At 73.0% G+C, this 20965-nt stretch carries 19 protein-coding genes; 7 read left to right on the forward strand and 12 right to left on the reverse strand.

Translation table 11 applies throughout. The features are described from left to right. Window positions 1–11: 11 nt before the first annotated feature. On the reverse strand, window positions 12–3539 hold the full coding sequence (locus tag AC3A5R_RS08635) for an ATP-binding cassette domain-containing protein (protein WP_487620339.1): 3528 nt from the start codon (window positions 3537–3539) through the stop codon (window positions 12–14). Between the two features lie 70 nt (window positions 3540–3609). On the opposite strand from AC3A5R_RS08635, the gene AC3A5R_RS08640 reads away from it, so the two are divergent. Genes AC3A5R_RS08640 through AC3A5R_RS08655 form a run of 4 tightly spaced genes read left to right on the forward strand, consistent with a single transcriptional unit; the run spans window position 3610 to window position 7024 of the window. Beyond that, window positions 3610–4254, forward strand: a complete 645-nt coding sequence (locus AC3A5R_RS08640) for a TetR/AcrR family transcriptional regulator (protein ID WP_487620340.1) — start codon at window positions 3610–3612, stop codon at window positions 4252–4254. Next, the gene (ybaK, locus tag AC3A5R_RS08645; RefSeq protein WP_487620341.1) at window positions 4251–4751 is read left to right on the forward strand and encodes a Cys-tRNA(Pro) deacylase; all 501 of its coding nucleotides are present in this window, start codon (window positions 4251–4253) and stop codon (window positions 4749–4751) included. Before AC3A5R_RS08640 ends, ybaK begins: the two co-directional genes overlap by 4 nt. Then, a complete protein-coding gene (locus AC3A5R_RS08650; RefSeq protein WP_487620342.1) occupies window positions 4748–6013 on the forward strand; it encodes a multidrug effflux MFS transporter in 1266 nt (421 codons plus the stop codon). Before ybaK ends, AC3A5R_RS08650 begins: the two co-directional genes overlap by 4 nt. Window positions 6014–6067: 54 nt before the next feature. Then, window positions 6068–7024 carry a serine/threonine dehydratase gene (locus AC3A5R_RS08655; RefSeq protein ID WP_487620343.1) on the forward strand — a complete coding sequence of 319 codons (957 nt, stop codon included), beginning with the start codon at window positions 6068–6070 and terminating at the stop codon, window positions 7022–7024. Between the two features lie 52 nt (window positions 7025–7076). Here AC3A5R_RS08655 and AC3A5R_RS08660 read toward each other — a convergent pair whose 3' ends face one another. Then, complete coding sequence (locus AC3A5R_RS08660) at window positions 7077–7535, reverse strand: Lrp/AsnC family transcriptional regulator (RefSeq protein WP_487620344.1); 459 nt, start codon at window positions 7533–7535, stop codon at window positions 7077–7079. A gap of 102 nt (window positions 7536–7637) precedes the next feature. On the opposite strand from AC3A5R_RS08660, the gene AC3A5R_RS08665 reads away from it, so the two are divergent. Then, window positions 7638–8573: a 5'-3' exonuclease gene (locus tag AC3A5R_RS08665; RefSeq protein WP_487620345.1), complete on the forward strand. Its 936-nt coding sequence runs from the start codon at window positions 7638–7640 to the stop codon at window positions 8571–8573. 43 nt (window positions 8574–8616) lie between these two features. After that, window positions 8617–8835 (forward strand): hypothetical protein, encoded by a 219-nt coding sequence (locus AC3A5R_RS08670; RefSeq protein ID WP_487620346.1) that lies wholly within the window; start codon window positions 8617–8619, stop codon window positions 8833–8835. 116 nt (window positions 8836–8951) lie between these two features. On the opposite strand, the gene AC3A5R_RS08675 is transcribed toward AC3A5R_RS08670, so the two are convergent. From AC3A5R_RS08675 to AC3A5R_RS08705, 7 genes are all read right to left on the reverse strand, one after another. After that, a complete protein-coding gene (locus tag AC3A5R_RS08675) occupies window positions 8952–9152 on the reverse strand; it encodes a cold-shock protein (protein ID WP_487620347.1) in 201 nt (66 codons plus the stop codon). 192 nt (window positions 9153–9344) lie between these two features. Then, a complete protein-coding gene (locus AC3A5R_RS08680; RefSeq protein ID WP_487620348.1) occupies window positions 9345–12185 on the reverse strand; it encodes a DEAD/DEAH box helicase in 2841 nt (946 codons plus the stop codon). Continuing rightward, window positions 12182–13105 carry a diacylglycerol kinase gene (locus AC3A5R_RS08685; protein WP_487620349.1) on the reverse strand — a complete coding sequence of 308 codons (924 nt, stop codon included), beginning with the start codon at window positions 13103–13105 and terminating at the stop codon, window positions 12182–12184. Before AC3A5R_RS08685 ends, AC3A5R_RS08680 begins: the two co-directional genes overlap by 4 nt. 9 nt (window positions 13106–13114) lie before the next feature. Beyond that, window positions 13115–13882: a twin-arginine translocase subunit TatC gene (gene tatC / locus AC3A5R_RS08690; protein WP_487620350.1), complete on the reverse strand. Its 768-nt coding sequence runs from the start codon at window positions 13880–13882 to the stop codon at window positions 13115–13117. 93 nt (window positions 13883–13975) lie between these two features. Continuing rightward, window positions 13976–14374 carry a Sec-independent protein translocase subunit TatA gene (gene tatA, locus AC3A5R_RS08695; RefSeq protein WP_487620351.1) on the reverse strand — a complete coding sequence of 133 codons (399 nt, stop codon included), beginning with the start codon at window positions 14372–14374 and terminating at the stop codon, window positions 13976–13978. Window positions 14375–14570: 196 nt separating this feature from the next. Next, window positions 14571–15563, reverse strand: a complete 993-nt coding sequence (locus AC3A5R_RS08700) for a helix-turn-helix transcriptional regulator (protein ID WP_487620352.1) — start codon at window positions 15561–15563, stop codon at window positions 14571–14573. Then, window positions 15560–16558, reverse strand: a complete 999-nt coding sequence (locus tag AC3A5R_RS08705) for a helix-turn-helix transcriptional regulator (protein WP_487620353.1) — start codon at window positions 16556–16558, stop codon at window positions 15560–15562. Before AC3A5R_RS08705 ends, AC3A5R_RS08700 begins: the two co-directional genes overlap by 4 nt. An 83-nt stretch (window positions 16559–16641) precedes the next feature. Between AC3A5R_RS08705 and AC3A5R_RS08710 the strand changes: the two genes are divergently transcribed. Continuing rightward, window positions 16642–17754 carry a DUF3866 family protein gene (locus tag AC3A5R_RS08710; protein WP_487620354.1) on the forward strand — a complete coding sequence of 371 codons (1113 nt, stop codon included), beginning with the start codon at window positions 16642–16644 and terminating at the stop codon, window positions 17752–17754. 132 nt (window positions 17755–17886) lie between these two features. Here AC3A5R_RS08710 and AC3A5R_RS08715 read toward each other — a convergent pair whose 3' ends face one another. From AC3A5R_RS08715 to pafA, 3 genes are all read right to left on the reverse strand, one after another. Continuing rightward, entirely contained in the window at window positions 17887–18273 is a 387-nt protein-coding gene (locus AC3A5R_RS08715) for an FKBP-type peptidyl-prolyl cis-trans isomerase (protein WP_487620355.1), read from the reverse strand. A gap of 105 nt (window positions 18274–18378) precedes the next feature. Continuing rightward, entirely contained in the window at window positions 18379–19377 is a 999-nt protein-coding gene (locus AC3A5R_RS08720) for an FKBP-type peptidyl-prolyl cis-trans isomerase (RefSeq protein ID WP_487620356.1), read from the reverse strand. Between the two features lie 145 nt (window positions 19378–19522). Beyond that, window positions 19523–20914, reverse strand: a complete 1392-nt coding sequence (pafA, locus tag AC3A5R_RS08725) for a Pup--protein ligase (protein ID WP_487620357.1) — start codon at window positions 20912–20914, stop codon at window positions 19523–19525. Between the last annotated feature and the right edge of the window lie 51 nt (window positions 20915–20965).

A 20965-nucleotide genomic window follows, 5' to 3' on the forward strand; every position in this document is an offset into this window, starting at 1 on the left:
GATCCGGGGGTTCAGCCCGCGAGGTGGCCCCACCGCCGCGAGAGATCGTGCCACGGCGCCGTGTCGACGACCCGGCCGCCGTCGAGGACGACGACCCGGTCGGCCTGCGCCAGCGCGGCTCCCTTGCTCGTCGCACCGATGACCGTGGCACCCCCGGAACGCAGGGCCGCCCAGAGCTCGATCTCGGTGGCCGCGTCGAGCGCCGACGACACGTCGTCGGCCAGCAGCAGGTCGGCCTCGCAGGCGAGCGCCCGGGCCAGAGCCAGGCGTTGCACCTGCCCGCCGGACAGACGGACGCCACGGTGGCCGACGAGGGCGTCGGGGCCACCGGCCTCGGTGACGTCGCGCTCCATCCGAGCGGACGCCAGCGCCGGCTCCACCTGACGGTCGGCGTGGTCGAGCGCCACGTTGTCGGTGAACGTGCCCGACAGCACGCGCGGCACCTGGGCGATGTGCGCGACCCGTCCCGGACGCAGCTCGACCTCCGGCTCGGCCAGCACCCGGCCGTTCCAGCTGACCGACCCGGTGTAGGACGTCAGCCCGGCGAGAGAGGACAGCAGGCTCGACTTGCCCGAGCCGACCTGGCCGAGCAGCAGCACGAGCTCACCGGCCTCGACGGTGAGGTCGACGTCCTGCACGCCGATGGTGCCGTCGTCGTGGACCGCGGTGAGGCCCTGCAGCCGTAGCGTGCGCAGCGGTTCGCGTGCCCCGGTCCGCGGTGGCTCGGCGGTGCCGTGCTCGAGGTCCATGCCCGGGGGCACGTCCATGAGGTCGCCACCGCCGGCGAGCTCGCTCGTGGCCTTCATCCACGCCCGGACGCCCGGCGCCTCGGTGACGACCGAACCGGCGACGCGACCGAACCAGTCGAAGCCGCTGACGGCGTTGGCCACGAGCAGCGTGATCGCCAGGGACCACGTGCCATGGAGCAGACCCGCCCAGGCGGCGACGACACCGCACTGGACCATGACGATCGGCACGCCGTCGAGCAGGGCCTGGACGCGGTGCTCGCGGACCGCGGCGTCGACCCGGCCACCGTCGACGCGCCGCAGGTGCTGGTGGACCTGCGACGTCGCCGCCGCGAGCTTGACCGTGCGGATCGACTCGAGCGCGCTCACCAGCGAGCGACCGAAGTCGGCCCGCGCGGCCGAGGCGGCCGCCGCCGACCGCCCGGCCACCGGCCGGCCGAGGGTCGAGGCCAGCGCCGAGGAGACCATGACGACGAGCAGGACCGCCCCCGCGAGCCAGGTACCGGCGATGACGGCCGTCACCGAGGCGACGACGAGCCCGTTGACGAAGTCGACCCAGCGGTCGGTGTACCGCGCCAGCCGGTCGGCGTCCATGGTGCGGGCCACGACCTCGCCGGGCGGGGTGCGCACGAGCCGCCGCTGCGCGGTCTGGCCGGCGAGCACCGCGGCCCGCACCCGCAGGCGCACCTCGACCCACCAGTGTGGATAGGAGCGGAAGGCCTGCGACAGCACGAGCGGTCCGACGACGAGCGAGACGACGAGGGCGGCCGTGATCCAGCCCGGGTTCTGCCCGGCCTGCAGCCGCGTGACGACGAGCCCCCACGTCCAGCCGGTGACCGCCCCGAAGGCGCCCGTCAGGGAGGCCACGAGGAAGAGCGAGGCCCCGAACAGGCCCCAGCGCGGGTGGACGCTGACGGCGTGGAGCACCTGCCGCGCGAGGCTCGGCGTCGGCGTCAGCACGGGCGGCGGGGGTGGCGTCGTGCTGCGTCGCACGGACCCGATCGCGGCGTCCTCGTGGTGGTGCTCCTCGACGACCACCTCGTGCGCCGCCGCCTCGAGCAGCTGCCGGAACGGACCGTCGGCGCCGGCCAGACGGGCTCGCGGCCCCTGCTGGACGACGCGGCCGGCCTCGAGCACCGCCACCTGCTCGGCACGTTCGGTGGTGGAGAGCCGGTGCGCCACGAGGATGCCGGTGCGGCCCGAGATGAGCCGGTCGGCCGCCCGCACCACGCGGGCCTCGGTGGCGGGGTCCATGCGGGCCGTGGCCTCGTCGAGCACGACGACGCTGACGTCACGCACGAGCAGCCGCGCGAAGGCGACGAGCTGCTCCTCGCCGGCCGACAGGGTGGTGCCGCCCGGGCCGAGCATCGTGTCGAGCCCGTCGGGCAGGCCCGCCACCCAGTCGGTGAGGCCGAGCTCGGCGACGGCGGCCTGCACCCGCTCACGGGGCACGTCACCGAAGAGGGTCATGTTCTGCGCCAGCGTGCCGGCGAGCACCTCGGTGCGCTGGGTGACGACACCCACCGCCGCCCGCAGCTGCTGCAGGTCGAGGTCGCACACGTCGGTGCCACCGAGCAGCACCGTGCCGCGTGGCGGTTCGACGGCCCGCGACAGCAGGGAGGCGAGCGTGGACTTGCCGGAGCCGGTGCGTCCGACGAGGGCGCACGTGTGGCCCGCGGGGACGACGAGGTCGATGTCGCGGAGCGCGAACGTGCCGGTGCCGTAGCCGAACTCGAGACCGCGGAACTCGACGTCGAGGGGTCCGTCCGCGAGCGGCCGCCCACCGGAGGGCTCGGCCGGCGCTGCGAGCATCGCCCGCAGGCGCAGGACGGCGCCGAAGCCCTCCTGCAGGTCGGGCAGGTGCCGCGCGAGCATGTCGACGCCACCGACGAACATCGTCGTGACGAGGAAGAGGGTGACCAGTCGCGAGGTCGACAGGTCACCGGCCACCACCAGGGCGGTGCCGACGACCGCGACCGCGGCCAGGGCGCCGTGGAGCAGCCCACCGCTGCGCCGGGTGATGCGGGCCTCGACCTGCAGGACCCGGTCGAGCGCCGCGTGGACCCGAGCGGCCAGCTCGGCGTTGCGGCGCAGCACATGGGGCTGGCCGAGAGCGGTGCGCAGGTCGTCGCGGGCGGCGACCCCCTCCTCGGTGGACGCGGCGTGGTCGGTCCAGGCGGCCTCCTCGACCACCTTGCGCTCGGCGACCTGCGGGAGGAGCCGCCGGACGACCCAGAAGGCCGCGAACCCCGTCAGCGGGAAGAGGAACGCAGCAGGCCACCAGGCGATGCTCGCCACCACCCACAGCGGTCCCGACGCGAGCAGGGTGCGCACGGCCTGCCACACACCCCAGCGCATCAGCTGGCCGACCTCCCAGGTGTCGTCGTCGATGCGGTCGAGCACCTCGCCGACCGCCTGCTCGGACAGCTCGGACAGCGGCTGGGCCATCGCCGCGTCGAGCAGGTCGGCGCGCAGGCGGCCCTCGGCCCGGTCGCACACCGTCGCCCAGATCGCCTTGGCGATCGTGTCCACGAGCGCGCCGCCGACGACACAGAGGGCCAGCAGCACGACGAGCTGGGAGGTGGGGCCCGCGGCGAGGCGGCCGGCGACCATGGAGCCGAGCGAAGCCGCGACGGCACCCAGCAGGGACATCGCGAAGCAGACGACGGTCAGCGGCCGACGGACCCGGTGCCAGTCGACGGGTACGCGACCGGCCGGCAGCGTCGACGCGCCGAGGGCCCCCCGCTGCGTCGTGCCCTGCGCCTCGCCCTGCTCAACCCTGGTGACCGTCACAGTGTCCGAACGCTACCGACCCCCACGGACACGGCGCCTCTGGATTTCCCGTCGACCGTAGACTGCCGCGGTGACCTCCCGCTCCCCCGCCACCCGCATCCGCATGCCCCGCGCCGAGCGCGAGGCGCAGATGCTCGAGGTGGCCGAGGGCGTCTTCTCCGAGCGCGGTGTCCAGGCCGCGACGATGGACGAGATCGCCGAGCGCGTCGGCGTCACCAAGCCCCTCATCTACGACTACTTCGGCTCCAAGGAGGGCCTGCTCGCCGCGACGATCGAGCGGGCCCGGGGCCAGCTGATGTCGGCCCTCATCGACGCCTGGGAGGGCGCCGACGACGCGCCGGTCCGCGAGCGGGTGGCCGGTGTCGTCCACGCCTTCTTCGCCTTCATCGACGCCCACGACGCCGCGTTCGCGCTGCTGCGCACCGAGGGCGCCCTCATCGGCGAGGCCTCCGACTCGGTCGAGCGGATCCGCCAGCAGACCGCCAAGGCCTTCGCCGAGGGACTGCTCGCGCTGCCGCAGTTCGCGGCGCAGGCCCCGACCCGGGTCACGGCGATGGCCGAGGTGCTCATCGGCGGCTGCGAGCGGCTCGCCGTCTGGCGCAGCACCCACCTCGGCGGCATGGACGCCGACGAGGCCACCGAGATCGTCGTGACGACGATCTGGGACGGCCTCGCGAGCGTCGGCGCCGGTGCTCGTGGCGCGACCACCCCGTGAGCCGGCGGCAGCAGGGCGCGGCCGGTCCGACGACGCAGGCCACCCTCGCGCTCGACCGTGCGAAGGTCGCCTGGACCGGCCACCCGTACGACCACGACCCGTCCGCCGCGAGCTACGGGCTCGAGGCGGCGGAGGCTCTCGACGTCGAGCCGGCGCGCGTGCTCAAGACCCTCCTCGTCGACACGGGGCGCGGCCTGGCCGTCGGCATCGTGCCCGTCGACGGCCAGCTCGACCTCAAGGCGGTCGCGACAGCGCTCGGGGTCAAGTCGGTGACGATGGCCGACCCCGCTGCCGCCGAGCGCAGCACCGGCTACGTCGTCGGCGGCATCTCCCCGGTGGGCCAGAAGCGGGCCCTGCCCACGGTCCTCGACGCCTCGGCCCTCGAGCACCACACCGTCCTCGTCTCCGGCGGCCGGCGCGGCTTCGACGTCGAGCTGGCCCCCACCGACCTCGCGAGCGTCACGCGCGCCGTCACGGCCCCGATCGCTCGCCGGTGAGGGCCCTTGCCGGGACGACGCGGCTCGGTCGCCTGCGTCTCATCGTCATCCTCGCTGCCCTGACCATGGTCGGGCCGTTCTCCATCGACACGGTCTTCCCCGCCTTCGACGTCATGACCCGCGAGCTCGGCGTCGACGCCGTCGCGATGCAGCAGACGCTGAGCGTCTACCTCGCGACGTTCGCCGTGGCGAGCCTCTTCCACGGCTCACTGTCCGACGCGGTCGGGCGCAAGCCGGTGATCCTCGTCGGCTGCGCTCTCTACGCGGTGACCAGCGCCCTGTGCGCCCTCGCGCCCAACATGCCCCTGCTCCTCGGAGCCCGCGCCGTGCAGGGCCTCGTGGCCGGTGCCGGGATGATCGTCGGGCGCACCGTCGTGCGCGACCTGTTCGACGGGTCGGCGGCCCAGCGGTTCATGTCGCACATCTCGGTGATCTTCGCCGTCGCACCGGCGCTCGCCCCGATCGTCGGTGGCTGGATCCTCGGCTGGGGCCAGTGGCGCACGATCTTCTGGGTGCTGACGGTCTACGGGGTCGTCCTCGTCGTGGCGACGAGCTTCGCGCTGCCGGAGACGCACCCGGCCTCCCAGCGGATCCCGTTCCGGCCGCGCCCGCTCGTGGCGTCGATCGCCTCGGTGGCCGGGGACGCGTCGGTGCTGCGGCTCGGCGCGGCCGTGGCCCTCAACTTCGCCGCCCTGTTCCTCTACGTGTCGTCGGCGCCGGCCATCGTGGTCGACCACCTCGGCCTCGGCCCGCGCGACTTCGGCGTGCTCTTCGTGCCTCTCGTCGTCGCGATGATGCTCGGCTCCCTGCTCACCGGGCGGCTCGCAGGCCGGGTCCGCCAGGGCGCCTTCGTGCTCGCCGGCTTCGTCGTGTCGCTCGCAGGCAGCGCCTTCGCGGTGGTCTACCAGGCCCTGGCCGGCACGCCCACGACGCTGTGGACCGTGCTGCCGGTCGGGGCGATCTCGCTCGGCGTCTCGCTCGTGTTCCCCATCCTGACGATCGCCATGCTCGACCTGCGCCCGCGTGAGCGCGGCACGGTCTCCTCCTTCCAGTCCTTCCTCAGCACGTGCGCCAACGCCCTGGTGGCGGGCGCGCTGTCACCGCTCGTCAGCGGGTCGCTGATGACCCTCGCGCTCGTCGCGGGGGCGTTGACGGCGGTCGCGATGGGCCTCTGGGCGTGGCACCGCCAGACGCATCTCGCGGCCTCGCGTGCCCCCGTTCCGGCGGACGCGCCGGCCGAGGAGCCCGTGGCCCGGCTCTGACGCGCCCGCCGGACGTTCTGCCGACCACGTGCGGGTGGCCGTAGGCTCGGGCGCGTGCTCCAGCGCCGCGACGTCGACGAGGCCCTCACCCGCATCCGCGACCACGTGCGGACCACCCCGGTCATCGACGTCGGGCACGACCTGGACGACGTCGTGAGTCCCGGGGCCCGCGGCGCGCGGATCCTCCTCAAGCTCGAGCTGCTGCAGCACACCGGGTCGTTCAAGGCCCGCGGCGCCTTCAACCGGATCCTCGCGGCCCGTGAGCGCGGGCTGCTCGACCCGGACGTCGGCGTCGTCGTCGCGTCCGGCGGCAACGCCGGCATGGCCAACGCCTACGCCGCCGCACACCTCGGCGTGCCCGCGACGGTCTTCGTGCCGGAGACCGCCCCTGCCGTCAAGGTGGCTCGCCTCGAGGCCTACGGGGCGCGGGTCGTCCGCTCGGGCACCGAGTACGCCCACGCCTACGAGGCCGCCCAGGCGGAGGTGGTCCGGTCCGGGGCCCTGCACTGCCACGCCTACGACCAGCCCGAGATCGTCGCCGGCGCAGGCACGCTCGCCCCCGAGCTGCTCACCCAGGTGGGTGACGTCGACACGGTGGTCGTGGCCGTCGGCGGGGGTGGCCTCATCGGTGGCGTCAACGCGGGGCTCGACGGACGGGCGCGCGTCGTCGGCGCCGAGCCCGCGGGCGCCCCGACGATGCACGGCGCGCTCGAGGCCGGGAGGCCCGTCGACGTGCCGGTCTCCGGGGTCGCGGCCGACTCGCTGGGTGCGCGGCGGCTCGGTGACATCGCCTTCGAGGTCACGTCACGGCTCCCGGTGCGGAGCGTCGTCGTTGCGGAGGACGAGGTGGTAGCGGCCCGGGCCCTGGTCTGGGACCGCTGGCGCGTCGTCGTCGAGCACGGGGCCGCCACGGCGCTGGCCGCGCTGACGTCCGGGGCCGTCACCCCCGTGTCGGGCGAGACCCTCGTCGTGGTGCTCTGCGGGGCCAACACCGACCTGTCGACGCTCTGACGCCTCGCGCACCGTGGGCACGGGCACCCGTGCCACGCAAGGGTGCCGGGCGCTACTCGGACCCGCGGGGCAGCGCGGAGGCGCTTCGCCCCTCCCACGGCGTCGAGAGGACGACCGTCGTGTGGGTCGAGACGTTCGCGACCGACCGGATGCGCGCGAGGAGGTCCTCGAGGTTGCTCGGCGTGCCGACGCGGACCTTGAGGATGTAGCTCTCGACGCCGGCCACCGAGTGGCAGTCCTCGATCTCGGCGATGTGCGCGAGGCGCTCGGGCACGTCGTCGGGTGCGCTCGGGTCGAAGGGCGTGACGGAGATGAGCGCGGTGAGCGACAGGCCGATGGCCTCGGCCGACACGGTGGCGGTGTAGCCGGTGATGACCCCGCGCTCCTCGAGGCGCCGGACGCGCTGGTGCACCGCGGACGTCGACAGGCCCGTCGCCTTGCCGAGGTCGGTGTAGCTCATGCGGCCGTCGGCGAGCAGCAGGCCGACGAGGCGACGGTCGAGTTCCTCCATGGCCGAAGGGTAGACCAGCGTCCGGGTGCCCGACGCGGTGTTCCTCATGGCGGTACGCGCGCGCGTCGCGACCCCCTGTCGGCGCCCCGCTAGTCTCGGCCCATGGCGTCTCCCCGGCTCGTCCTCCTCGACTCCGCCTCGCTCTACTTCCGGGCCTTCTTCGGCGTGCCCGAGGTGGTCGGCCCGAGCGGCGTGCCGACGAACGCCGTGCGCGGACTCCTCGACATGATCGCCTCGCTCGTCGACCGAGCCCGGCCGACGCACCTGGCCGCCTGCTGGGACAACGACTGGCGTCCCGCCTTCCGCGTCGAGGCGATCCCGTCGTACAAGGCGCACCGCGTCGCGAGCCGCGGGGAGAACGCGCTCAACGGCGAGGAGGCACCGGAGGCGCTGTCGGTGCAGGTGCCGATCATCATCGACGCCCTGAAGGCCCTGGGCCTGGCCCGGGTCGGTGTCGACGGGCACGAGGCGGACGACGTGATCGGTACGCTCGCCACGACGTGGACCGGACGCATGCCGATCGACATCGTCACCGGCGACCGCGACCTCTTCCAGCTCGTCGACGACGCGCACGACGTGCGGGTGGTCTACACCGCGCGCGGTGGCGTCCGCTCCCCCGACTTCGTCGACGAGGCCTTCATCGCCGAGAAGTACGGCGTCCAGAGCGGCCGCGCGTACGCCGACATGGCGGCCCTGCGCGGCGACACGAGCGACGGCCTGCCCGGCGTGGCGGGCGTCGGCGAGAAGACGGCCGCCAAGCTCATCACGACGTACGGGACGCTCGAGGCGCTCCGCGCTGCGATCGACGGGGGCGACCCCGCCATCAAGGGCGCCCAGCGCGCCCGGCTCGAGGCGGCCTCGGACTACCTCGACGCCGCGCCCCGCGTCGTGGAGGTCGTGCGCGACGCACCGGTCGGCGAGGTCGACCTCGCGCTGCCGACGGCCGTCGCCGACCCGGCGCTCATGTCGCGACTCGCTGTCGAGCACGGCCTCACCTCGTCGTTCGACCGTGTCGTCAACGCATTGGGCATCGACTGAGCCTGCATTTCCGGACCGGGCCTGTTTCGGCCCATACTGGATGGTGCCTGCTCACCGACAGCCCCGACGTCATCTCGCCAACAGCCCCTTCCAGCGTGACCCCCTGCCGGAGGTGGAGAGCTACGCCGTCGGCGACCGCGTCTCCCACGTCCGGCACGGCCTCGGCGTCGTCATCGCGACGACGGCGCACACGGTGACCGTCAAGTTCGCGTCCGCGAACGTGCGCGTCGAGAGCCCGTACGCGCGGCTCACCCGCCTCTGACGGCCCCCCGCAGACCTCCGAGACCCCCGCAGACGACGAGGAGGTCGGCCCCGGACGGGACCGACCTCCTCACGGCGGCCTCAGCCGCCGCGGACGTCAGAGTGCGTCTGCGTTGCTCAGAGAGCGCGGACGCGCATCGCCTGCGGGCCCTTGGGGCCCTGCTCGACGTCGAACTCGACGGGCTGGTTCTCCTCGAGGCTGCGGTAGCCGTTGCCCTGGATCTCCGAGTAGTGGACGAAGACGTCCGGACCCTCGGTGGGGGCGATGAAGCCGAAGCCCTTCTCGGAGTTGAACCACTTGACCGTTCCCTGCGCCATGTCTGGCTCCTTCAGGTTGTTGGACGGACCACCCGGTCGGGAGGTCCAGCGTCGCCACAAACGCGCGACTCCAGAACCTTCAGGAGACGAACGCTCGCTCACGTACCTTGCGAGCGTGCTGAAAACACGAGCACCACAAAACGTCGACGGACGCGGGAATCCTAGCCGACGGGACGCCGGTGCTGCGACTCGTCAGTCGATGCGGTCGGCGGCCACGACACCGCGGAGCACGCCGTCGGACGCGCGTCGCGCGGTCTCCTGCAGGGCCGGGTCACCGGCGTCGGTCAGCTGCCCGAGCAGGTCGACGACCTGCTTGCACCGCCGCACGAAGTCACCCGCGGCGAGGTCGGTGCCGCGCAGGACGTCCTCGAGGCGCTGGCCGCTCGCCCACCGGTGCACCGACCACGCGATACCGGCGTCGGGCATTCCCGTGCGCGGCAGCGCCAGGGCGCCCTCGGCGTCCTCGAGGTCGGACCACAGCCCGACCATGCGGTCGTAGGCCTCGCGCACCTCGTCGTTGGGCCAGCGCGGCGCGAGCCCGCCGTCCTCGCGGCGCGGCTCGTGCACGAGCGTCGACACGACGGCCGCGAGCGACGGCGCGTCGAGCCGGCGCCAGAGGCCCTCGCGCAGCGACTCGGCGGCCAGGAGGTCCTTCTCGGTGTAGAGCTGGCGCAGCCGGTCGCCCTCGTCGGTGACGCGCGTGCCACCGTCGGTGAGGTAGCCCATCTCGCCGAGGAGGTCGCAGATGCGGTCGAAGGTCTTGGCCACCGAGTTGGTGCGCCCGTCGATCTTGCGCTGCAGGCCCTGGGTCTCGCGCTGGAGGCGGAAGTACCGCTCCGCCCAGCGGGCGTGGTCCTCCCGGTCCGGGCAGCGGTGGCACGGGTGGCTGCGCAGGTCGCGCCGCAGCTGCTCGATGCGGGCGTCCGTCGGGTCCTGCGGGGGTTCGGCGGACCGTCGCCGAGGCGGGTCATGCGGCACCGTCGTCCGCAGCGTGGCCGCGAGGTCACGGCGGGCCTTGGGGTTCCGGGCGTTGAACTGCTTGGGCACGCGCATCGTGCCGAGCGGCTCGACCGGCGTCGGCACGTCGTGCAGCGTCAGGCGGCGCAGGTGGTGGTCCTCGGTGACGACCGTGGGCGAGGCCGGGTCGCCCTTCCCACCGCGGTTGGGCATGACGACGACGGCGAGGCCGCTGTGGCGACCCGCCGGGACTCGCACGATGTCGCCGATCTTGAGGTTCTCCAGCGAGATGGCGGCGGCGGCACGCATCGAGGCCGACCGGCGTTTGGCCCCCTCCTTCTCGAGGGTCCGGATCTCCTCGCGCATCGCCGCGTACTCGGTGAAGTCGCCGAGATGGCAGGTCATCGACTCCGCATAGCCGGCGAGGGCCTCCTCGTTGCGGCGCACGGTCCGCACGAACCCGACGACGGCCCGGTCGGCCTGGAACTGCGCGAAGGAGGTCTCGAGGATCTCGCGGGCGGTGTCGCGGCCGAACTGGCGCACGAGGTTGACCGCCATGTTGTACGTCGGCCGGAAGCTCGAGCGCAGCGGGTAGGTGCGTGTCGACGCGAGGCCGGCGACGGCGCCGGGGTCGAGCCCTCGTCCCCACAGCACGACGGCGTGGCCCTCGATGTCGATGCCCCGGCGCCCGGCCCGGCCCGTCAGCTGGGTGTACTCGGCCGGGGAGATGTCGACGTGGCTCTCGCCGTTGAACTTGACCAGCCGTTCGAGCACGACGGTCCGCGCCGGCATGTTGATGCCGAGGGCGAGGGTCTCGGTGGCGAAGACGGCCCGGATGCGCCCCTGCGTGAACAGCTCCTCGACGACCTCGCGGAACGTCGGCAGCATGCCGGCGTGGTGGGCGGCGAAACCGCGCGAGATGCCGTCGACGAAGTCCCAGTAGCCGAGCACCGAGAGGTCCTCGTCGGCCAGCCCGGCAACCCGCTCCTCGACGACCCGGCGGTTGCGCTCGCCGTCGGCCTCCGGGATGAGTCTCATCCCGCTGGCGAGCAGCTGCCCGACCGCGGCCTCGCACCCGGCCCGGCTGAAGATGAAGGTGATCGCCGGCAGCAGGCCCTCGCGGTCCAGGCGCGTCACGACCTCGGCGCGGGTGGCACCTCCGCCGGGACGGCCGCCCCGGGCGAAGCCGTTGCCGCCCTCGCCACCGCCGGGACCGCGGCCACCCCCTCCGCCACCGCGTCGGCCACGTCCGGCCCAGTCGTCTCGCCCGCCGCGGCCTCCGTTGTTGCCGCCACGCCCCGGGCGGCCCTTGTTGCGGCCGCCGCGGTTGCTGACCCAGTGGCTGTCCCAGGCGCCGCGCTGCTCCGTGCCGCGGATCGCGTGGACGAGGTCGGGGTTGACGCCCACCTCGACCGTCGGCCCCGACGCGGCCGCCTCCTCCTCGACGAAGAGGTCGAAGAGCGTCTGGCCGACCATCATGTGCTGCCACAGGGGCACCGGACGGTGCTCGGAGACGATGACGGCGGTGTCGCCGCGGACCTCGCCGAGCCACGCCCCGAACTCCTCGGCGTTGCTCACCGTCGCCGACAGCGACACGACGCTGACGTCCGGCGGCAGGTGGATGATGACCTCCTCCCACACGGCTCCGCGGAAGCGGTCTGCGAGGTAGTGCACCTCGTCCATGACGACCCAGCCGAGGCCGCGCAGCGTCGCCGAGCCGGCGTACATCATGTTGCGCAGCACCTCGGTCGTCATGACGACGACGGGCGCCTCGCCGTTGACCGACGAGTCACCGGTGAGCAGGCCGACCTTGTCGGCGCCGTACCGACGCACGAGGTCGGCGTACTTCTGGTTCGACAGCGCCTTGATCGGCGTCGTGTAGAACGCCTTGCGGCCGGTGGCGAGGGCCAGGTGCACGGCGAACTCACCGACGACGGTCTTGCCCGCCCCCGTGGGCGCCGCCACGAGCACGCCACGGCCCTCCTCGACGGCACGGCAGGCCTCGGTCTGGAAGTCGTCGAGGGGAAAGTCGAGCCCTGCGGTGAACTCGGCCAGCTGCGGCCAGGTGGGGATCATGCCGCCTCCCCCACCGAGCCGGCAGGGTCGGCGGGCACGACGACCGCGAGGGCCCCCGGCACCACCTCGGCCTCCACGGGCAGGTCGGCGAACGCCTCTCCATCGGCTTGTGAGTGGATACCGCTCGCCTCCAAGCGAACTCGCCGGGCGCGATGGATCTCGACGGCCGGGTGGGTGGTGTGCGTTCCCGAGTAGACCTTCGGGAAGACGCGCAGGAAGGACGGGATGGACAGGGCGTGCACGATCATGACGTCGAGCAGCCCGTCGGAGACGTCGGCGTCCGGACACACCTTCATGCCGCCGCCGAACGACGTCGTGTTGGCCACGGCAACCAGCATCGCTCGGGTCTCGAGCCGCTGCCCGTCGAGCTCGACGACGTACGGGATGGGCCGGAACACCGGCAGCTCGCGCAGCACGGCCAGGTTGTAGCGCATCTGGCCGCGCGGCCACCGCATCCGGCGCGCTCGCTCGTTGACGACGGCGTCGAAACCGGCGCCGAGCACGCCGCCGAACCACTTCTCCCCCGCGACGCCGTGGCTGACCCGGCCGAGGTCGACGCGACGGGTGCACCCCGTGGTCAGCAGGTCGACGGCCGCCGCCGGGTCACGCACGGGCAGCCCGAGGTTGCGGGCGAAGTCGTTGCCGGTGCCCGCCGCGACGACCGCGAGGCGCGTCGACGACGTGGCGCACAGGTTGACGCCGAGATGGACCATCCCGTCGCCCCCGACGACGACGAGCGTGTCGACGCCCTCGTCCACGGCCACGAGCCCCCGGGCCCTCGCCTGCGCGTAGTCGGTACCGGACACGTCGGTCACCTCGTGGCCGGCAGCCACGAGCAGCCGGCGCGTCTGTTCCCCGAGGGCGGCGCCCGCGCCCTTGCCGGACGTGGGGTTGACGACGAGGGCGACGCGGTCGGGCACAGCCGAACGCTACAGGGCGGACGCCTCGTCGTCCGAGACCTCCAGCCAGTCGGGCCGGTCGCCCTCCTTGCGGCGGTCGAAGAGGAACGACAGGCCGACCGACGCGAAGTAGAGCGCGATCATCGGGGTGGCGAGGAACAGCATCGTGTACGCGTCGGGAGTCGGGGTCATGACGGCCGCGAAGACGAAGATGATCATGACCGCCGGACGCCAGCCCTTGAGCATGGTGCGGGCCGGCAGCACCCCGACGAGGTTGAGCGCCACGAGGAAGACCGGCAGCAGGAACGCGCACCCGAAGGCGACGATGAACTTCAGGACGAAGTTGAGGTAGGCCGTGGCGTCCTGGAGGTTCGCCGTACCGGCCGGGGTGAAGCTGAGCAGCACGGTCACGGCCTTGGGCACCATGACGAACGCGAAGAGGCAGCCCGCGAGGAAGAGCGGGACGGCCGCGACGACGAACAGCCGCGCGACCATCTTCTCCTTCTTCGTCAGGCCCGGGACGATGAAGCCCCAGATCTGGAAGAGCCAGATCGGCGACGCGAGGATGACACCGGTGAACAGCGACACCGTGATCTGGGTCGCGAAGGGGTCGGTCATCCCCGAGAAGTTGATGTTGATGAGGCCCTGACGCTCGGCCGCGAGGTCCTTGAGCGGCTTGATCAGGGCGTCGATGAGCCGGTCGTAGTAGATCCACCCGACCACGCCACCGACGAGGATCGCGACAGCGCTGATGACGATGCGGTTGCGCAGCTCGCGCAGGTGGTCACCGAGGGACATGCGTCCTTCGGGATTGCGCTTGTGCAGCAGCGATGGCATTCAGTGCCGCCGTGACGGGTCGGGCTCGGGCAGAGTGGTGGTTCGGGCCACCGCTCAGAGGGTCGTGTCGCGGCGGGCGTCGGACGTCGCGTCCGGCGTGCTCGCGGTGGTGCCGTTGCTCGCCGAGCCGGTGCCGCTGACCGGGCCGGATGCGGCGCGGAGCCGGTCGGCCTCGGCGCGGGCCTCCGCCGCGCGACGCTCCGCGTCGGCGAGGCGGGCCTCCGCGGCCAGGCGCTCGGAGTCGGCGTCGACGGCCTCGCCGGCGACCGTGGAGCGAGCGGCGTCGCCCGTCTGGTTGGCCTTGCCGTCCTTCTTCAGCTCGTCGACCTCGGACTTGAAGACACGTGCCGAACGGCCGAGGCTGCGCGCCATGTCGGGCAGCTTCTTCCAGCCGAACAGGGCGATGAGCACGATCGCGATGACGATCAGTTCAGGGCCACCAGGAAGCTGCATGGTCAATCTCCTCGTTGAAGCGCGGCCCGGTCGTTCGGGCCGTCAGGTGCAGCATCGGCGCTGCAGGTGACCAGCATACGTGCGCGTGATGAACACCGGCCTCCCGACGCCGCGTTGACCACGATGTGGGTGGCGACGGACCGCCGGTGTCCAGCCGCCGGTCGGTGCTGGTCAGTGGTGGTCGGTCGGTGAACGGTCACGCGGTGGTGTCGTAGGCCGCAAGGGCCGCACGCGCCTCGTCGGCGACGGCGTCCGCGAGCTCGGGCGGCGACACGACCCGGGCCTCGCCGCCGAGACGCAGCACGAGCCGCCGCACGAGCGCCGGGTCGGCCACCTTGAGCGTGACCCGCAGCGAGCCGTCGGCCAGGCGCTCGACCCCCTCGTTCGGGTAGTAGTCGGCGATCCAGGCGGCCCACCGGCTCGCCTCGAGCACGACGGTGAGGTCGTCGGCGCTCGGCACGAAGACGTCGTCGAGGTCGCGCGGGCGGGCCTGCTCGGGTGGCGTGCCGTCGGCCTCGAGCACGTCGACCGCCTCGATGCGGTCGAGCCGGAACAGGCGCACTGCCTCGGCGCGGTGGCACCAGCCCTCCACGTACCACTGGCCGTCGAGGTTGACGATGCGCATGATGTCGACGTCGCGCTCGGTGCGCTCGTCGCGGGTCGCGACGTAGTAGTGCAGGTGCACGCGACGGCCGCGGGCGAAGGCGTCCTTGAGCGGCGCCATCGCCTCGTGCTGGCTGCCGTTGTCGAGGTCGAGGGCGATGCGCCCGGCAGGGTCGCCGGCCGTCGTCGCGACGGCACGACGCAGCTTGCCGAGGGTGCGCTCGGCGACGTCGGACCCGACGAGGGTGGACCCGAGCGCCTGGAGGCCGGCGGTGAGCGTGATGGCCTCGTCACGCGTCAGGCGCATCGGCTCGGCGATGTCGTCGGCGTTGTCGAGGTAGATGTGGCCGCTCTCCCAGTCGGCGTCGATGAGCTCGGCGTGGCCGTATCCCGGCGTGCCGCAGACGAAGAGCAGCTGGAGGTCGTCGACGACCTGCTCGGGTGTCACGCCGAACTCGGCCGCGGCGTCGGCGATCGGCACCCCGCGGTGCTGCAGCAGCCACGGCACCATGTCGAGAAGGCGGCCGAGGCGCTGCGTGGCGGTCTCCTGCGGGCGGCGCGGCGCCGTGCGTCGGGTGTCGGTCATGCCTGCTCCCCCGTGCGGTCGTGGACCCGTTCGTGAGCCCGTGCGGCACCCGTGAGGGCCGCCCGGACGGCGTCGACGAGCTCGGCCGGTGACACCGCGACGGCGTCGACGCCGAGGGCCACGACGTCGCGGTCGGTGACGCCGCGCCGGTAGGGCACCTCGACCTCGTCCCAGCGCCCACCCAGCTCGGTGCTGCGTGCGGCGTGCCGGCGGAGCGTGTGGCCCCGGCCCGTGCGCAGGCGCACGACGGCCGTGCCCTCCGGCTCGACGGGCTGGGCCTCGAGCGCCACCTCGGGCACGTGGTCGGCGGGCACGGTGTAGGAGCCGGCGCGGCCCTTGCGGCGCACCTGGCCCTCGAAACGGCTCAGCCGGAAGGCCCGCTCGTCCTGGCGGTCGACGTCGAAGCCCGTGACGTACCAGCGTCCGTGCCAGTTCTTCAGCGCCCAGGGCTGGACGTGCCGGGTGGTCACCGAGCCGTCGTTCTTGCGGTAGTCGAAGGTGATCGGCTGCAGGGCCGTGACGGCGGCGTGGACCGCCTCGAAGGCCGGCTCCTTGGTGCGGATGCGGGGCTCGGCACCGGCCGCCACCGACTCGTCGATCTCGACGCCGGACAGGCGCAGCTTGCGCAGACCGGCCGAGGCGGCGCCGGAGACGCTCGCCGTCGACCACGTGCGGGCGGCCAGGGCCAGCGCGGCGACCTCGTCGGGCTCGAAGGCGATCGCCGGCAGGGTCGTCTCGCTCGAGTCGATGCGGTAGCCGACCTCGTCGTCGAAGAGCACGTCGATGACGGTCGTGGAGATGGGGATGCCCATCTCGCGCAGCTCGTCCTTGTCGCGCTCGAACATGCGGTCGAACGCCTCGTCGGAGCTCGCCTGGGCGTAGGCGGGCAGGGACTCGCGGATCCGCTGCTTGGACACCGGCCGGCGCGCGGACTTCAGCGCCAGGATGAGGTTGAGCAGCCGTTCGGTCTTCTCGGCCGAGGCGGACGCGGGCATCGACGGCCTTTCCTGCTGTCGTGGACCGGCTGGGCGCCGGGCAGTCCGACGCTACCCGAACATGCGATCGATAGGGTTCACCCATGATCCAGTGGCGCCGGGGTGTCGTGGCGCAGGTCCGGGCGCGCTGGGCCGGCGCGGTCGAGTACGCGGTCGATGTCGACTCCGGGGAGTCGCTGCGCGCCCTCGGCTACGTCGACGCCGTGGGGGTGCTCGACCCGGGCACCGGCGTCCTGCTCAACACGACGGCCCTCGAACGGGGCCTCGGCACCGGCGGGCTCGCGCTCGTCGTGGCGGCCCCCGACGCCCTGCCGACGCCGGTCGCCGACGTGCACGCGGTGCCGGGCCACCTCGTCAAGGCCCGCTACACCCCGACCCAGACCATGGTGCTCGGCGTCGACGAGCAGGACAGCGAGCACCACGCGCTGCTGCGCGACGCCGACGACCTCACCGGGATGCCCGTCGTCGTCGCCGACCTGCACTCGAGCCTGCCGGCGGTGCTCGCCGGCCTCCGTGAGACCGACCCGACGCTGCGGGTCGCCTACGTCATGACCGACGGCGGCGCCCTGCCGCTCGACTTCTCCCGCACGGTCGCCGGGCTGCGGGAGGCCGGCTGGCTCGAGGCGTCGGTCACCGTCGGGCAGGCCTACGGCGGCGACCTCGAGGCCGTCAACGTCCACACCGGACTGCTCGCCGCGCGGCTCGTCGCGGGGGCCGACGTCGCGATCGTGGCCCAGGGGCCGGGCAACCTCGGCACCGGCACCCGGTGGGGCTTCTCGGGCACCTCGGCGGGCGAGGCGGTCAACGCCGTCGGCAGCCTGGGCGGGCGTCCCGTCTGCGCGCTGCGGATCTCGGCGGCCGACCCGCGCGAGCGTCACCGCGGGGTGTCCCACCACAGCCGCACCGCCTACGGACGCGTCGCCCTCGTGCCCGCCGACGTGGCTGTTCCCCTGCTCGAGGGTGCGTTCGGCGAGCGGGTGCGCGCCGAGGCACGCGACCTGTGCGACGCGTCGGGTGGGCGACTCACCGCGCGCGAGGTGGGCGTCGACGGCCTCGAGGAGGCGTTGCGGGACACGCCCGTGACGCTGCGCACGATGGGCCGCGGATACGACGACGACCGCGCCGGTTTCCTCGGCGCGGCCGTCGCGGGGCGCTTTGCTGCTGGGCTGGTTCGGCGCGCGTCACGCCTGGACTGACGAGCAACGCGGACCAGGGTGCTGGTTCGGCGCGCGTCACGCCTGGACTGACGAGCGACGCGAGCGCAGCGAGCGAGCCGAGGAGGGAAGGCGTGACGTCAGGCGCGCCGAACCCGGCGAGCGGAGAGAGCCCTATCTGACGTCGTCGAGGTCGACGACGAAGATGAGGGTCTCGCCGGGACCGATGGCGCCGCCGGCGCCACGCTCCCCGTAGGCCAGGTGCGAGGGGATCGTCAGCTTGCGACGCCCACCGACCTTCATGCCCTGGATGCCCTTGTCCCAGCCGGGGATGACCATGCCGACGCCGAGGCGGAAGTCGAGCGGCGCGCCGCGGTTCCACGAGGAGTCGAACTCCTCGCCCGTCGAGTGCGCGACGCCGACGTAGTGGGCGCTGACGGTGTCACCCGCCTTCGCCTCGCGGCCGTCGCCATCGATGAGGTCCTCGACGACGAGGTCGGCCGGCGGCTCCCCCTCGGGGAAGTCGATCTCGGGCTTGGTGCGGTCGGGGTCGAGTGCCATGCTGCGTTCCTCTTCCTCAGGTCGGGGGTCGGCGACCAGTCTGTCAGTCCGCGCGCCGGCCGTGCAGCCCGCCGGGCGCGGACCGCACGGACCGTGTGCCGGCGATCAGTACGCGTCGAGGATGTCGACGACGAACACGAGGGTGTCCGTACCCGAGATCTTCGGCGGGCTCCCGGCCTTGCCGTAGCCGTCGGCCGGCGGGATGGCGAGCAGCACGCGGCTGCCGACCTTCTTGCCGACGAGCGCCTTGTCCCAGCCCGGGATGACGGCGCCGACGCCGATCGGGAAGTTCGCGGCCTGGCCGTGCTGCCACGAGGAGTCGAAGACGCTGCCGTCCTTCCAGAGCACGCCGTGGTACTGCGCGGCGATGGTCTGGCCCTTCGTGACGACCGGTCCGGTGCCCTCGACGAGGGTCGCCTGCTGGAGCGTCGTCGGCGCGGCCGACTTCGGCACCGTGACCTTGGGCTCCTTGGCGGTGCCGTTGGGGAAGGTGACCGTCGGCAGGCCGGCGGGGCTCGCGGCCTGGGCGCCGTCGATCTTGGTCGGGCTGACGTGCACGTCGGAGACGTCGGCGACGACGACGATGGTGTCGGTGCCCGAGACGCCGAGCTGCTGGTTGCCGGCGGATCCGAACCCCTTGGCCGGCGGGATGGTGAACGCGATCCGACTGCCCTTGGTGGCCCCGATGAGGCCCTCGAGGAACCCGGGGACCACGTCGGTGCGACCGAGCCGGTACCCGTCGGCGGGACGACCGTCCGCGTAGCCGTTGTCGAGCAGCTTGCCGCTCGTGCCGTTGTAGATCTGTGCGCGCAGCACGACGGTGTCGGCCTTCGTCGCGGCCGAGCCGGTGCCCGGCGTCAGCACCTTGTGCTCGACGTCCGTGCTCTTGATCGGCGTCGCGCCCAGGGCGACCTTGGGGGCGGTCTTGAGGTCGACGGGGCCGGTCGCGCTGACGCCCTTGAGGGCGACCGATGCGGCGGCGGTGCTCGACGCGGTGCTCTGCCCGGAGCCGTCGGACTGCGAGCCGCAGGCGGTCAGGGTGGTGGCGCCCAGGGCGAGGGCGAGGACGGCGGCGGTACGGGCCGCGGGTCGGTGGGAACGCACAGGGGTGTCTTCCGTTCGGGTCTGGCGGTCAGTGACGGTGCCGGTCGGAGGGGCGGCAAACCCGGTCACTGTAACGCCGACGCCTAGGCGGCACCCACAGCGTCCTGACAGGTCGACGTGCGATCAGGCCTGTGGTCCAGCGGGATCAGAGCGGCCGCTGCACCACCGGGGAGCGCTCGATGGTCTCCATGAGCCTCTCGACGCGCTCGTCGACGGAGCGGAACGGGTCCTTGCACAGCACGGTCCGCTGGGCCTGGTCGTTGAGCTTGAGGTGCACCCAGTCGACGGTGAAGTCGCGGCCGTGGGCCTGCGCGGCGCGGATGAAGTCGCCACGCAGCTTGGCCCGGGTGGTCTGCGGCGGGAGCACCTTGGCCTGGAACACCTCGACGTCGGAGGAGACGCGGGCGGCCCGGCCGTGCTTCTGCAGGAGGTAGTGCAGGCCGCGCCGGCGGTTGATGTCGTGGTAGGCGAGGTCGAGCTGCTGGATGCGCGCGTCACCGAGGCTCAGGCCGTGCTTGGCGCGGTAGCGCTCGATGAGCCGGTACTTGATCACCCAGTCGATCTCGGTCTCGATGGCGCCGAGGTCACCGGCGCCGATCGCGTCGAGAGCCCGGCCCCACAGGTCGATGACCTGCTTGGTGTCCGCGCTGTCCATGCCCTCGCGGTCGACGAACTCGATCGCCTTGTCGAGGTACTCGCGCTGCATGTCGAGCGCGGACAGCTCGCGGCCGTTGGACAGGCGCACCGTGGCGCGGCCCGTGGGGTCGTGGCTCATGGTGCGGATGGCCCGGATCGGGTTCTCCATCGACAGGTCGCGCATGACGACCCCGGCCTCGATCATCCGCAGGACGAGGTCGGCGCTGCCGACCTTGAGCAGGTTGGTCGTCTCGGACATGTTGGCATCGCCCACGATGACGTGCAGGCGGCGGTAGCGCTCGGCGTCGGCGTGCGGCTCGTCGCGGGTGTTGATGATGGGACGGCTGCGGGTCGTGGCCGAGGACACGCCCTCCCAGATGTGGTCGGCGCGCTGGCTCACGGCGAACGAGGCCCCGTGCGCGGTGGCGACGACCTTCCCGGCGCCGCACGTGATCTGCCGGCTGATGAGGAACGGGATGAACATGTCGGACACGCGCTGGAAGTCGCCGGTGCGCCCGAAGAGGTAGTTCTCGTGGCAGCCGTAGGAGTTGCCGGCCGAGTCGGTGTTGTTCTTGAAGACGAAGATCTCGCCCTCGACGCCGTCGTCGCGGAGGCGTCCCTGCGCGTCCTCGACGAGACCCTCGAGGATGCGCTCCCCCGCCTTGTCCTGGATGACGAGCTCGCGGACCGAGTCGCACTCGGCCGTGGCGTACTCGGGGTGCGAGCCGACGTCGAGGTAGAGGCGGGCGCCGTTGCCGAGGAAGACGTTGCTCGAGCGGCCCCAGGCGACGACGCGGCGGAACAGGTAGCGCGCCACCTCGTCGGGTGTGAGCCGTCGTTGGCCCTGCGTCGTGCAGGTGACGCCGTACTCGTTCTCGATCCCGAAGATCCGCCGCTCCATGCACCAACTCTAGGCACCGTCTTCCGCCCCGGGCGTAGGACCTGCCGCGTT

This window comes from Intrasporangium sp. Soil_C_50 (assembly GCF_057656595.1).

Excerpts from the sequence above, each read along its gene's own strand:
- AC3A5R_RS08660 (WP_487620344.1), bottom strand. The coding sequence starts at position 7,535 with ATGGAGGAACTCGACCGTCGCCTCGTCGGCCTGCTGCTCGCCGACGGC.
- AC3A5R_RS08665 (WP_487620345.1), top strand. The coding sequence starts at position 7,638 with ATGGCGTCTCCCCGGCTCGTCCTCCTCGACTCCGCCTCGCTCTACTTC.
- AC3A5R_RS08675 (WP_487620347.1), bottom strand. The coding sequence starts at position 9,152 with ATGGCGCAGGGAACGGTCAAGTGGTTCAACTCCGAGAAGGGCTTCGGC.
- AC3A5R_RS08680 (WP_487620348.1), bottom strand. The coding sequence starts at position 12,185 with ATGATCCCCACCTGGCCGCAGCTGGCCGAGTTCACCGCAGGGCTCGAC.
- tatC (WP_487620350.1), bottom strand. The coding sequence starts at position 13,882 with ATGTCCCTCGGTGACCACCTGCGCGAGCTGCGCAACCGCATCGTCATC.
- tatA (WP_487620351.1), bottom strand. The coding sequence starts at position 14,374 with ATGCAGCTTCCTGGTGGCCCTGAACTGATCGTCATCGCGATCGTGCTC.
- AC3A5R_RS08700 (WP_487620352.1), bottom strand. The coding sequence starts at position 15,563 with ATGACCGACACCCGACGCACGGCGCCGCGCCGCCCGCAGGAGACCGCC.
- AC3A5R_RS08705 (WP_487620353.1), bottom strand. The coding sequence starts at position 16,558 with ATGCCCGCGTCCGCCTCGGCCGAGAAGACCGAACGGCTGCTCAACCTC.
- AC3A5R_RS08710 (WP_487620354.1), top strand. The coding sequence starts at position 16,642 with ATGATCCAGTGGCGCCGGGGTGTCGTGGCGCAGGTCCGGGCGCGCTGG.
- AC3A5R_RS08715 (WP_487620355.1), bottom strand. The coding sequence starts at position 18,273 with ATGGCACTCGACCCCGACCGCACCAAGCCCGAGATCGACTTCCCCGAG.
- pafA (WP_487620357.1), bottom strand. The coding sequence starts at position 20,914 with ATGGAGCGGCGGATCTTCGGGATCGAGAACGAGTACGGCGTCACCTGC.